10 protein-coding genes are annotated in these 13,084 nt (G+C 70.9%); 2 read left to right on the top strand and 8 right to left on the bottom strand.

The window, feature by feature from the left end:
* Positions 1-78: 78 nt before the first annotated feature.
* From pstB to mshD, 8 genes are all read right to left on the bottom strand, one after another.
* Positions 79-855 carry a phosphate ABC transporter ATP-binding protein PstB gene (gene pstB, locus CP982_RS20425; protein ID WP_150511872.1) on the bottom strand — a complete coding sequence of 259 codons (777 nt, stop codon included), beginning with the start codon at positions 853-855 and terminating at the stop codon, positions 79-81.
* Positions 856-928: 73 nt separating this feature from the next.
* Complete coding sequence (gene pstA / locus CP982_RS20420; protein ID WP_150511871.1) at positions 929-1,984, bottom strand: phosphate ABC transporter permease PstA; 1,056 nt, start codon at positions 1,982-1,984, stop codon at positions 929-931.
* Positions 1,981-3,006 (bottom strand): phosphate ABC transporter permease subunit PstC, encoded by a 1,026-nt coding sequence (pstC, locus tag CP982_RS20415; RefSeq protein WP_150511870.1) that lies wholly within the window; start codon positions 3,004-3,006, stop codon positions 1,981-1,983. The genes pstA and pstC overlap by 4 nt, the downstream gene beginning before the upstream one ends.
* A gap of 105 nt (positions 3,007-3,111) precedes the next feature.
* Positions 3,112-4,233, bottom strand: a complete 1,122-nt coding sequence (gene pstS / locus CP982_RS20410) for a phosphate ABC transporter substrate-binding protein PstS (protein ID WP_150511869.1) — start codon at positions 4,231-4,233, stop codon at positions 3,112-3,114.
* A 338-nt stretch (positions 4,234-4,571) separates the two neighbouring features.
* Entirely contained in the window at positions 4,572-5,000 is a 429-nt protein-coding gene (locus tag CP982_RS20405; protein ID WP_150511868.1) for an NUDIX hydrolase, read from the bottom strand.
* A gap of 16 nt (positions 5,001-5,016) precedes the next feature.
* Positions 5,017-6,051 (bottom strand): CHAD domain-containing protein, encoded by a 1,035-nt coding sequence (locus tag CP982_RS20400; RefSeq protein ID WP_372503388.1) that lies wholly within the window; start codon positions 6,049-6,051, stop codon positions 5,017-5,019.
* Positions 6,032-8,425 (bottom strand): RNA degradosome polyphosphate kinase, encoded by a 2,394-nt coding sequence (locus CP982_RS20395; protein WP_372503387.1) that lies wholly within the window; start codon positions 8,423-8,425, stop codon positions 6,032-6,034. Before CP982_RS20395 ends, CP982_RS20400 begins: the two co-directional genes overlap by 20 nt.
* 387 nt (positions 8,426-8,812) lie before the next feature.
* Positions 8,813-9,754 carry a mycothiol synthase gene (gene mshD, locus CP982_RS20390; RefSeq protein WP_150511866.1) on the bottom strand — a complete coding sequence of 314 codons (942 nt, stop codon included), beginning with the start codon at positions 9,752-9,754 and terminating at the stop codon, positions 8,813-8,815.
* 212 nt (positions 9,755-9,966) lie between these two features.
* On the opposite strand from mshD, the gene CP982_RS20385 reads away from it, so the two are divergent.
* Both CP982_RS20385 and CP982_RS20380 read left to right on the top strand, forming a co-directional pair.
* The gene (locus CP982_RS20385; protein ID WP_150511865.1) at positions 9,967-11,814 is read left to right on the top strand and encodes a bifunctional metallophosphatase/5'-nucleotidase; all 1,848 of its coding nucleotides are present in this window, start codon (positions 9,967-9,969) and stop codon (positions 11,812-11,814) included.
* A gap of 52 nt (positions 11,815-11,866) precedes the next feature.
* Positions 11,867-13,084, top strand: coding sequence for an LmeA family phospholipid-binding protein (locus CP982_RS20380; RefSeq protein ID WP_150511864.1), 1,218 nt, complete (start codon positions 11,867-11,869; stop codon positions 13,082-13,084).

Genomic DNA, 13,084 nt, shown 5'->3' with positions numbered 1-13,084 from the left:
CCCTGGGAGCCAGGGGCGGGCCCTTTTGCGTCCCCCGCGGTGGCACCGCCATGCAGCACCGCGGGGAGTCGGGGTGGCTCAGCCGAAGCGGCCGGAGATGTAGTCCTCGGTGGCCTGGACCGACGGGTTGGAGAAGATGCGCTCGGTGTCGTCGATCTCGATGAGCTTGCCGGGCTGGCCGACCGCCGCGAGGTTGAAGAACGCCGTACGGTCCGAGACGCGGGCCGCCTGCTGCATGTTGTGCGTCACGATGACGATCGTGAAGCGTTCCTTCAGCTCGCCTATCAGGTCCTCGATGGCGAGGGTGGAGATCGGGTCGAGGGCGGAGCAGGGCTCGTCCATGAGGAGGACCTGCGGCTCCACCGCGATCGCCCGCGCGATGCACAGCCGCTGCTGCTGACCGCCGGAGAGACCGGAGCCGGGCTTGTTGAGGCGGTCCTTGACCTCGTTCCAGAGGTTGGCGCCCTGCAGGGACTTCTCGACGACGTCGTTCAGCTCGGACTTCTTGTACGAGCCGTTGAGCTTCAGACCCGCCGCCACGTTGTCGTAGATCGACATCGTCGGGAACGGGTTCGGGCGCTGGAACACCATGCCGATGGTCCGGCGCACGTTCACCGGGTCGACGCCCGAGCCGTACAGGTCGTCGCCGTCGAGGAGGACCTTGCCCTCGACGCGGCCGCCGGGCGTGACCTCGTGCATGCGGTTCAGGGTGCGCAGGAACGTGGACTTGCCGCAGCCGGAGGGGCCGATGAAGGCCGTCACCGAGCGGGGCTCGACCGTCATGGAGATGTCTTCGATCGCCTTGTGCGAGCCGTAGAAGGCGTTCAGGCCCGATACGTCGATTCGCTTGGCCATGGGGATCACTGCTTTCGAGAAGTCTGCTGTTGGTCGCTGATGGCCCCACTCGGCGGAGCCGAATGATGTCGCCTTAGCGACCGGTCTTCGGGGCCTTCCAGCGGGCGATGCCGCGGGCCACGAGATTGAGGATCATGATGAAGGCGATCAGGGTGAGGGCCGCTGCCCAGGCACGGTCGTAACCGGCGTTCGTGCCGGACGAGTACTGCTGGTAGATGTAAAGCGGCAGTGAGCCCTGGGCGCCGTCGAACGGGTTCGTGTTGATGAAGGGCGTCGTCCAGACGAGGAGCAGGACGGGCGCGGTCTCACCGGCGATGCGGGCGACGGCCAGCATGACGCCGGTCGTGATGCCGCCGATCGCGGTGGGCAGGACCACCTTCAGGATGGTGCGCCACTTCGGTACGCCGAGGGCGAGCGACGCCTCGCGCAGCTCGTTCGGGACGAGCTTCAGCATCTCCTCGGTGGAGCGCACGACCACCGGCATCATCAGGATCGACAGCGCCATGGCGCCGGCCCAGCCGGAGGGGTCGAAGTCCAGGATCAGGATCCAGAAGCTGAGGACGAACAGACCCGCGACGATGGACGGGATGCCCGTCATCACGTCGACGAAGAAGGTGACCGCCTTGGCGAGCCTGCCGCGTCCGTACTCGACGAGGTAGATCGCGGTGAGCAGGCCGATCGGCACGGCGATCAGGCAGGCGAGCCCCACCTGCTGGAGGGTGCCGACGATGGCGTGGTAGATGCCGCCGCCGGTCTCGTCGTCGGCGACGACGCCCATGGAGTGGGTGAGGAAGTAGCCGTCGAGGACCTTCACGCCGCGCTTGACGGTCTCGTAGATCAGCGACGCCAGCGGGACCACGGCCAGCAGGAACATCACCCACACCACCGAGGTGGCGAGGCGGTCCTTGGCCTGGCGCGTGCCTTCCACCCGGGCCGCGAGGGCGTAGGAGACGCCGACGAACAGCAGGGCCGCGATCAGGCCCCACTGGGCGCGGGAGCTCAGGTCCGCGGCGAGGCCGACACCGCTGGCCACGGCGAGGGAGCCGGCCGCGACGACGTAGGGCGTCCAGCGGGGCAGGCGCGCGGCCTTGAGGTCGGCGGGGGCGGGCTTGATGGTCGTGGTGCTCATGCGTTGGCCCCCGAGTACTCCTTGCGGCGGGCGATGATCATCCGGGCCGCGCCGTTGACAAGAAGAGTGAGAACGAAGAGGACGAGACCGGAGGCGATGAGGGCGTCCTGGCCGTACTCGCTGGCCTCACTGAACTTGCTGGCGATGTTCTGCGCGAACGTGCCGCCGCCGTAGTCGAGTACGGAAGCCTGGATCACGAAGGTCGGGGAGAGCACGGTGGCCACGGCGATCGTCTCGCCGAGCGCGCGGCCGAGGCCCAGCATCGAGGCGGAGATGACGCCCGAGCGGCCGAAGGGGAGGACCGACATGCGGATGACCTCCCAGCGCGTGGCGCCGAGGGCGAGCGCGGCCTCCTCGTGCATCTTCGGGGACTGGAGGAAGACCTCGCGGCTCACGTTGGTGATGATCGGCAGGATCATGATCGCGAGCAGGATGCCGACGGTCATGAGGGAGCGCGGGGCGCCGCCCTGGTACTCGAAGATGCCGGTCCAGCCGAAGTAGTCGTCGAGCCAGCTGTAGAGCCCGGTGAGCTTCGGGGCGACCACGAGGGCGCCCCACAGGCCGTAGACGATCGAGGGCACGGCGGCAAGCAGGTCGATCACGAAGGCGAGGGGGGCGGCCAGCCTGCGCGGCGCGTAGTGCGAGATGAACAGGGCGATGCCGATGGCCACGGGCACGGCGATGGCGAGCGCGATGATCGAGCTCACGATGGTGCCGAAGACCAGGACGGCGATGCCGAAGTAGGGCTTGCCGTCGTGCAGGGCGCCGGCGGGGTCCCACTCGAAGGTGGTGAGGAAGCTGCCCTCGTTGTCCGCGAGCGCGATGGACGCGCGGTAGGCGAGGAAGGCCGCGATGGCGGCCATGATCAGCAGCAGCACGATGCCGGAGCCCCGCGAGAGCGTGAGGAAGATCCGGTCACCGGGGCGGGTGGCGCCGCGTGCGGCGCGCTTCTGCTCGGTGGTCGTGGGCTTGATGTCCTCGACGGGCGAGGGCGGGGGAGGGGTGTCGGTGGGTATGTCCATGGGGTTCTCCGGTCTGCGGAGCCGGTCGCGCGGTGGGCGCGGACGGTTCCAGGCGGCGGTGCACCGGACGGCGCGGCCCGCCGGGGAGGCGGGCCGCGCTCAGGTTCAGCTCAGGCCCTTGACGGTCTCGCGGACCTTGGTGATGATCTCGGTCGGCATCGGGGCGTAGGACTCGTCCTTCAGGACGGACTGGCCGTCGTCGCTCGCGATGTAGTTCAGGAAGGACTTCGCGGTGGCGAGGGTGTCCTTGTTGTTGTTCTTCTCGCAGACGATCTCGTACGTGACCAGGATGATCGGGTACGCGCCCTCGGCCGAGGGCTTGTAGTTCAGCTCCATGGCGAGGTCCTTGCCCTTGCCGACGACCTTGGCCTCGGAGATGGCCTTGGAGGCGTTGTCGACGGTGGCCTTGACCGGCGCCTTGGCGCCCGTCTTGATGTCGACGGTCTTGATGCCCTCGCTGGCGTACGACAGCTCCATGTAGGAGATGGCGCCCTCGGTCTGCTTCACCTGCTGGGCGACGCCGGAGGAGCCGCTCGCGGACTGGCCGCCCTTGGCGGCCCAGATCTTGGCGGGCTCGTGCGGCCAGGCGGAGGGCGCGGCGCCCTTCAGGTACTTGGTGAAGTTGTCCGTGGTGCCGGACTCGTCCGAGCGGTGGAAGGCCTGGATCTTGGTGCTGGGGAGCTTGGCGTCCGGGTTGAGCTTCTGGATCGCCTTGTCGTCCCAGGTCTTGATCTTGTCGTTGAAGATGTCGGCGACGGTCTTGGCGTCCAGGGTGAGGCTGTCGACGCCCGGGACGTTGTAGCCGATCGCGATCGGGCCGCCGACCATCGGCAGGTCGATGGCCTGGCTGCCCTTGCAGACCTTCTTCGACTTGGCGATCTCCTCCGGCTTCAGGGCCGAGTCGGAGCCCGCGAAGGCGGTCTGGCCCTGGAGGAAGGAGGTGATGCCGGCGCCGGAGCCGTCGGGCTTGTACTGCAGCTGCACTTCCTTGCAGGCCGCGCGGTACTGCTTGACCCAGGCGTCGATGGCGCCCTTCTGCGCGGACGAGCCGGAGGCCATGAGCTGGCCCTTGGCCCCCTCGCAGTCGATGTTGCTGTTGGCGGTGGTCTTCTTGCCGCCGTTGCTGCTGCCGTCGTCGTCCGAGCCGCACGCCGTGAGGGCCAGGGCGCCGGAGACGGCGAGAGCACCGAGGGTGAGGGCCCGCCGGTTCATGCGCTGAAGCTTCACTTTCGGGAGTTCCTTCCGGGAGCCGCCGGCCGTGAGCTGGCCTGTCGTGGCGGCGTGCGAAGTGGTTCGGGTGGCCGTGGTGGCCGCTGGTGCGAGTACGCGGGCGGGGCTTCTCGACGATCACGCCGTCGCACCGCGTAAGGCCGAAATTAGGCAGAACAGGTGAAGCCGCCAATGGGCATAAGTGAACGAGCGGTGAACCTACGCGGACTTTGTGGTTAGGTCACGGGCCGATTACATCGACGAGCGCGTGAAAGCTTCGGTGGGCGCGCATTCGTGAGCGGGCGCTGGGTAGTGCACGCCCCCCGGTGAAGGCGGGGCCGCAGGTGGGCGCGGGGTCAGAGCGTCCCGAGGGCGTGCGGGGCCGCCAGGAAGGCGTCGAGGAGCTCGCGGTCGCGGAGCTGGGTGAGGCGTGCGCGGGCCTCTCCCGGGGCGAGCCAGCGGACGCGGTCGACCTCGCGGCTGGGCGTGAAGTGGCCGCCGAGGGCCTCGGCGGCCCAGTAGTGGACCTCTTTGGGGCGGCCGTTCGCGAGGTAGCGGGCCGTGGGGAGCGGCGGGCCGGGGGCGCAGCGCTGGCCCGTCTCCTCCTCGACCTCGCGCAGGGCGCAGGCCAGGAGCGTCTCGCCCGGCTTGATCTTGCCCTTCGGCCAGCTCCAGTCGTCGTACTTCGGCCGGTGGACCAGGCAGAGGACCAGGCCGTCCGGGACGGTGGAGCGGCGCCACAGGACGCAGCCCGCCGCCCTGACCGGCTCCGGTGCGCCCGTCATCGGACCGCCCTTCGGCTCACGGTGCCGTGACCGCCTCCCGCAGCCACGCCTGCTGGAACGCGAACCTCGCCGCCTCCACCTCGTGGCGCTGGTCGGCGTGCAGGACGCCGAGCGCGTACGCGGTGGCCGGGGCGATGCGCGGGGTGCGGGCGGCGGCCGCGGCCGCCGCGGCGGCCTCCGCGGCCTCGCGGTGGCGGTCCAGGGCCGCACCCGCCGCGGCGAGCCGGGCGTCCGGCGGGGCGGCGCCGAGCAGGACCTCCTGGGCGTAGCGGTGCAGGCGCAGCAGCGAGCGGACCTTCAGCCAGGGGGCGTCCTGGGCCTCCGGCGCCGTGTCGGCGGCCAGGCCGTGGACGAGGGCCTCGGCGTTGTACGGGTGGCCCGCGCGCAGCAGTGGCAGGGCGGCGACGGCCTCCGTGAGGTGGGCGTCGGCCGCGGCGGCCAGGGGCTTCAGGTCCGTGTCCGGGGCGGGGCGCAGGGGCACCTCGCTGGCCATGACGGCGACGTTGTCGGCGACGGCGTGGAAGCGGGAGGAGCCGAAGGCCTGGAGGGCGGCGGAGTGGGCCCTGGTGCGGGCCAGGGTGAGCTGGCGCTCCAGGAGGGCTGCCGCCTTGGCCGCCCCCACGGCGAGCTGCCCTGCGGGCTTCCTGGCGCCTGCCTTTGCTTCGCCCGCGCGGGGCGCCGGGGGCTGTGCCCGATTGCCCACAGCGGGAGCAGCCGGGGTCGACAAGCGGTGCAAGGCGCCCAGGAGGCGGTCGAGCCGGGCGGCGTAGGCGTGCTCGCGCGCCAGCGTGCCCGAGAGCCAGGCCAGCTCCGGCCGGAGCCCCTCCGTCCACTCCTGGTCCAGGAGCGGGCGGAAGGTGTGCAGGGTGGCGCCGACGCGGCGCGCGGCGCGGCGCAGCGAGCGGGCCGCGGCGAGCGCCTCCTCGGCCCCTTGTGCGTCCGTGGAGGACTCGCGGTGCAGCCGCAGCGAGCGGAGGAATTCGGTCGCCTGGTCCTGCAGGTAGACCGACAGGGCCTCGCCCGCCGTCATCTCATGGTGTTGCTGTGCCACGCCGGCGCCTCCGGGCGTCTATGAGCATCTCCTGTACGTTCCGCAGGGGCTGGCCTTCCGGGTCCGTGGAATGCCGCGTCCAGTTGCCGTCCGCCCCCAGGTGCCACGAGGCCGTGGTGTCCGACATGCCGGTCTCGAGCAGCCGGTTGAGGGTGGCCCGGTGGGCCGGGGCCATGACCCTCACCATCGCCTCGATGCGGCGGTCGAGGTTGCGGTGCATCATGTCGGCGCTGCCGATCCACACCTCCGGTTCGCCGCCGTTGCCGAAGGCGAAGACCCGGGAGTGCTCCAGGAAGCGGCCGAGCACGGAACGCACGCGTATGTTCTCGGAAAGCCCCGCGACGCCGGGCCGCACCGCGCAGATGCCGCGCACCCACACGTCCACCGTGACGCCCGCCTGCGAGGCGCGGTACAGCGCGTCGATGACGGCCTCGTCCACGATCGAGTTGACCTTGATGCGGACGTAGGCGGGGCGGCCCGCGCGGTGGTGCTGGACCTCCCGGTTGATGCGGGTGATCAGGCCGTCGCGCAGGGAGCGCGGGGCCACGAGGAGCCGGCGGTAGGTCTCGCGGCGCGAGTAGCCGGAGAGCCGGTTGAACAGGTCCGAGAGGTCCGCGCCGACTTCCTGGTTGGCGGTGAGCAGGCCCAGGTCCTCGTACAGGCGGGCGGTCTTGGGGTGGTAGTTGCCGGTGCCGACGTGCGAGTAGCGCATCAGCTGGTCGCCCTCCTGGCGGACGACGAGCGACAGCTTGCAGTGGGTCTTCAGACCGACCAGGCCGTAGACGACGTGGCAGCCCGCCTCCTCCAGCTTGCGGGCCCACTTGATGTTGGCCTGCTCGTCGAAGCGGGCCTTCAGCTCCACCAGGACGAGGACCTGCTTGCCGGACTCGGCGGCGTCGATGAGCGCGTCCACTATCGGCGAGTCGCCGGAGGTGCGGTACAGGGTCTGCTTGATGGCGAGCACGTTCTCGTCGGCCGCGGCCTGTTCGAGGAAGGCCTGCACGGACGTGGAGAACGAGTCGTACGGGTGGTGCAGGAGCACGTCGTGGCCGCCGCGCAGGGCGGCGAAGATGTCGGGCGCGGACGCCGACTCGACCTCGGCGAGGTCCCGGTGGGTGCCCGCGACGAACTTGGGGTACTTCAGCTCGGGCCGGTCCAGGCCCGCGATGGCGAACAGACCGGTGAGGTCGAGCGGCCCCGGCAGCGGGTACACCTCGGCCTCGCTGATCTTCAGCTCGCGCACCAGCAGGTCGAGGACGTCCTTGTCGATGGACTCCTCGACCTCCAGGCGCACCGGCGGCCCGAAGCGGCGCCGCATCAGCTCCTTCTCCAGGGCCTGGAGGAGGTTCTCGGCGTCGTCCTCCTCCACCTCCAGGTCCTCGTTCCGGGTGAGCCGGAACATGTGGTGCTCCCGGATGTTCATCCCCGGGAACAGCTCCTGGAGGTGCTTGGGCGCGGCGATGACGTCCTCGATGGGGACGTACCGCTGCGGCGAGGCCTCCAGGAAGCGGGACAGGAGCGGCGGGACCTTGACGCGGGCGAAGTGCTCGTGGCCCGTGACCGGGTTCTCGATCACCACGGCGAGGTTCAGGGACAGGCCCGAGATGTACGGGAAGGGGTGCGCGGGGTCCACGGCCAGGGGAGTGAGCACCGGGAAGATGCGCTGCATGAACAGCGTGTAGAGCCGGGACTGCTCCTTGTCGGTGAGCTCGTGCCAGCGCACCACGTGGATGCCCTCGTCGGCGAGGGCGGGGGCGACCTCTTCCTGGTAGCAGGCGGCGTGCCGGGCCATGAGCTCGCGGGAGCGGTTCCAGATGAGTTCGAGGACCTCGCGGGGCTGGAGGCCGGAGGCCGATCGGGTGGCGACGCCGGTCGCGATGCGGCGCTTGAGCCCCGCGACCCGGACCATGAAGAACTCGTCCAGGTTCGAGGCGAAGATCGCCAGGAAGTTCGCCCGCTCCAGGAGCGGGGTGCCCGGGTCCTCGGCGAGCTCCAGGACGCGTTCGTTGAAGGCGAGCCAGCTGCGCTCCCGGTCCAGGAAGCGGCCCTGTGGAAGGGCGGCGCCGCCGTGGCCCGCCTGGGCGTCCTCGTCGTACGCGTCGAGGTCGGCGTCGATGTCCGGATCGAGGTCGGAGACGGCGGCCGCGATGGTGTGCGGCCGGTGCGCGGCGAGGGCGCCGACGGAGGGCTGGACGTGCCGGATGCCGTCGGCGTCCGGGCTCGGGGCTTCGGTCTGCGCGGTGGGCTCGCTCATGGTCTTATTCTTCCGTGCGTCACCCCCGGCGGGCGCGCCGGAGAGCGCGGGCGCGGGACGGGCCCGGCCGTTGTGGCGCGCACGGTCCTGCACCGGTTCGGGCACGGTGGGGGGCTGCATTGCCTGAGCGTCGCAAGCCTGTCTGAATCATTGGTTACGCCGACATGACGCCTGGGAGTGCGCATGGGGACCCCCAGGCGTCTACACGACGCCTCGGCCAGGGAAACGGCCTGAACGAACTCGTGCCGCCCCACTCCGAGTTCGCCGCGGACGAGCGGTGCGGGCCAGGCCACATTCAGCCCGTACGCCAGGTCCGCCTCAAGGGTGCGGACGAGCGGTGCGGCTCAGCCCACATTCAGCCCGTCCGGCGTCTGAGGACGAGCGCGGAGCGCGACAAGCGGTCCCGGAGGCCCCCCGTCAGGACGCGGTGCGGCTCAGCCCACTTTCAGCCCGTCCGGCGCTTGAGGACGAGCGCGGAGCGCGACAAGCGGTCCTGGAGGTCCCCCGTCAGGACTCCGTGCGGTACATCAGGTCCGTCTCGTGGATGCTGAACCCCATCCGCTCGTACACGCTCACCGCCGCCTTGTTGTCCGCGTCGACGTACAGCATCGCCGTCGGGAGGCCCGCCGCGGCCAGGTGGCGGAGGCCGATCGCGGTGAGGGACTTGCCGAGGCCGCCGCCCTGGGCGCCGGGCCGTACCCCGAGGACGTACACCTCGCCGAGCCGCTCCGCCGCGTGCGTCTTCGTCCAGTGGAAGCCGATCAGCTCGGCGCCGTCCGGGGAGACGCGCTCGGCCAGGAAGAACCCGGCCGGGTCGAACCACGGCTCCGCCTTGCGGTCGTCGAGGTCCCGCTGCGTCAGCGAGCCCTGCTCCGGGTGGTGCGCGAACGCCTCCGCGTTCACCGCGAGCCAGGCGGCGTCGTCCGCGCCGGGGACGAAGGCGCGTACGCGCACGCCCTCGGGCAGCGCCGGCTCGGCGAGGTCGAGGCCGTCCAGGGGCCGGCGCATCTGGCGCAGCTCGCGGAACAGGGTGAGGCCGAGCACCTGCGCCAGGTGCCGGGCCGCGGAGTGCCCGCCGTGCGCCCACACCCGCAGCCGCCTGCCCGACTCCGCGAGCAGCGCGGCGCCGAGCGCACGGCCGTGCCCGTGGCCGCGGTGCGCCGGGTGCACCACCAGCTCGGCGGCCGGGGCCTCGACGGGGTCGTTGTCCTCCAGCTGTGCGTAGCCGACGAGTTCGCCGTCGACCGTCAGGAGCAGATGCCGCACGCCCTCCCGGGCGCCGCCGCGCAGCTGGAGGCGTCCCTGCTCGGACACGGCCTGCTGGCCGTCGGTGCGCGCGGCCTCCGTGAGGAGCGCGAGCACGGCGGTGGCCTGCTCGGCCGTGAGCACGTCGTACGTGTCGATCTGACGGAGGGCGGCGGGTGTCCTGGCGGGCGTCTCGTCTGTCATGCGTCGAGGGTAAGTCGGCTTCCGCCGACGGCGGCACCTTGGGCGGCGTCGCGCTGCGCGCTCGCCCCCGGCCCTCCGGGGAGGGGCCGGTCTTCACCCGGCGTTCCCGTGAATGGCTATCAGGCTGTAACCAGCGGGACTCTGTTGCGCTACGCGCGTTGACCATAGGCTTCCGCACGGCCCCAGTCGTCCACACCACCCCAGGGGAACACGTGTCAGCCACATCCCAGCCACGCAGGCCGAGGCGCAGAGCCGCCCGGGTGCTCGCCCTCACGGCGGGCCTCGCCACCGTCGGCGCGCTCGCCGCCGCGCTGCCCGCGGCCGCGGGCCAGGAGCAGGGTCAGGACCGGATGGCGGCCGTGGGGCACCACGGCAAGAAGCGCACGGTCGATGTGCAGCTGCTCTCCTTCAACGACTTCCACGGCAACCTCCAGGCACCCGCCGGTTCCTCGGGCCAGGTCACCGAGAAGCAGCCGGACGGCACGGAGAAGAAGATCGACGCGGGCGGTGCCGAGTATCTGGCGACGTCCCTGCGCACGGCCCGCAAGGGCCACCCGTACTCGATCACGGCGGCGGCCGGCGACCTCATAGGCGCGAGCCCGCTGCTCTCCGGGCTCTTCCACGACGAGCCGAGCGTCGAGGCCCTGAACAAGATGGACCTGGACGTCTCCAGCGTCGGCAACCACGAGTTCGACGAGGGCGCCGCGGAACTGTCGCGCATCCAGAACGGCGGCTGTCACCCCAAGGACGGCTGCTACGAGAAGGACAAGCACGGCAAGGCCAAGGAGTTCAAGGGCGCCGACTTCCCCTACCTCACGGCGAACGTGACCAAGGAGAAGACCGGCAAGTCCCTCCTCAAGCCCTACTTCGTGTGGAAGCACAAGGGCGTGAAGATCGGCTTCATCGGCCTCACCCTCGAAGGCACCCCGGACATCGTCTCGGCCGACGGCATCAAGGGCCTGAAGTTCCACGACGAGGTCGAGACGATCAACAAGTACGCGAAGGTCCTCGACAAGCAGGGCGTGAAGTCGATCGTCACCCTCATCCACGAGGGCGGCTCCCCGGCCAGCCAGGCCTACAACTACGACTGCGACTCGCCGGGCGCGGGCGACGGCATCTCCGGCCCCATCGCCGCGATCGCCAAGAACGCCTCGCCCAAGGTCGACGCGTTCGTCACCGGCCACACGCACCAGGCGTACGTGTGCACCATCCCCGACCCGGCGGGCAAGCCGCGCATGGTCACGTCGGCGTCCTCGTACGGCAAGCTCTACACCGACACCACGCTGACGTACGACCGCAAGACCAAGGACATCGTGCGCACCGGCGTGCAGTCCGCCAACCACGTCGTCAGCCGCACGCAGCCCAAGGCCGCCGACATGACGCGCCTGATCGACCGCTGGAACAAGCTGGCCGCGCCCATCGCCAACCGGCCCGTCGGCTACATCTCCGGCGACATCCCCGGCCGGGGCGCCGGAACGCCCGAGTCGCCGCTCGGCGACCTCATCGCCGACGCGCAGCTCGCGCACGCCAAGTCCCTGGACCCGAAGGCCGCCGTGGCCCTGATGAACCCGGGCGGCATCCGCTCCGACCTCGTCCACAAGGCGAGCGGTAGCGAGGGCGACGGCGTCGTGACGTACGGCGAGGCGTTCACCGTGCAGCCGTTCGCCAACACCGTGAACCTCGTCGACCTCACCGGCGCGCAGCTGCTCACCGCCCTGCGCCAGCAGGTCAGCGGCTCGAACGAGGCCTCCCCGAAGATCCTCCAGATCTCCGACGGGCTCACGTACACGCTGGACATGACGAAGACGGGCGCGGACCGGATCGTCACCGACTCGGTGCGCCTGAACGGCAAGCCGCTGGACGCGAACGCCACTTACCGCGTCGCCCTGAACTCCTTCCTCGCGGGCGGCGGCGACGGCTTCGCCGAGCTGGGCAAGGGCACGAAGCCGCTGGTCGGCGCGGACGACCTGAAGGCGCTCAACGACTACTTCGCCGCGAACTCCTCGGCGGCCAAGCCGATCGCGCCGCCGAAGGCGGACCGCATCACGGTTGTGAAGTAACTCTCCGCAATGAGGCTTGGGGTGGGGTGTGAACGTATGGTGAGATCACCGGATGCGTTCCCCCCACCGCATAGCCCCCACGACTGACCCCCCGACTGACCCCCCGAAGAAGCCCAATCCGTACGACGAGCTGGCAGAACTCGCGCCGAACCCGCTGGACGACTTCCTTGAGGAAGACGGCGGAGCTGCCGACGACGAGCCCTGGGCTCCGCCCAACCACCGGCGGGGCAGCCGTCGCCGTCGCAACCGGTTCGCCGGGCTTCCGTTCGCCGTGAAGACGCTCGTCGCGCTTGCCGTCGGCGCCGCCTTCTTCGTCCTCGCCGACCGCTGGGCCCTCCTCTACGCCGAGCACGAGGCCGCCGACAAGCTCAAGGACCAGCTGAACCTCAGCGCGGCGCCCGAGGTCGACATCGAGGGCTTCCCCTTCCTCACCCAGGTCCTCGACCAGCGTCTCGACCAGGTCCGGGTCACCGTCCCCGACGTCGCCGCCGACCGGGTCTCGCTCGCGAAGGTCTCGGCGACCGCGACGGACGTGACCCTCAAGGGCGACGGGCCCACCTCCCTCACCGGCGCCGTCATCGACAAGATGCACGGTGAGGTGCTGCTCTCCTTCGACGATCTGAACCGTGAACTCGGCGCCTCGCAGGTCACGTTCACCGGGCACGGCCGTGACCAGGTCCTCGCGCGCGGCACGCTGCCCGTCGCCGGGCACGACCTGAAGGTGCGCGCCGACGCCCACATCGAGCGCGTCGGGGTGCGCGGCGTGGCCACCGACATCGACCGGATGCGGCTCGACATCGGCGACCTGGCCACGTACCGGCCCGGGGCGCGGGCCTCCGAGGGGCTGCATCTGAGCCGGAAGTCCGCCGGGCGGGTGGCCCGGGAGTCGGACCGGGCCAAGGCGCTCCTCGCGGTGCCGACGATCGCCCACCGCCTCGGCCTGCCCGACGCGGCCGTGCGCGAGGCGCTGCGCAGCGACGCCAAGCTCAACGACCTCACGGGCTCGCCGCGGTTCGTCGACGACGTGATGCGCCTGAACCTCCTGGACGTGGCCATGGAGCACCCCGAGCTGCTCCGCCGCCTCGGCCTCGACCCCGCCCTCCTCAAGGGTCTCGACGGCCTCACCCGCCCCGTCCTCGCCGACCGCCTCTCCCTAGCCTTCCAACTGCCCCGGCTGCCGGGCGAGGGAGCGGTGGGCCTGCGCGACGTCACGGTCCGCAGGGACGGCATCCGCGCGGAGGTACAGGGCTACGGCATCGGCTTCGGCTAG

It is taken from the genome of Streptomyces spectabilis (genome assembly GCF_008704795.1).
Classification (GTDB): Bacteria; Actinomycetota; Actinomycetes; order Streptomycetales; family Streptomycetaceae; genus Streptomyces; species Streptomyces spectabilis.
Note: the sequence above shows the minus strand (reverse complement) of the source record. Positions and strands in the feature narration are given on the sequence as shown.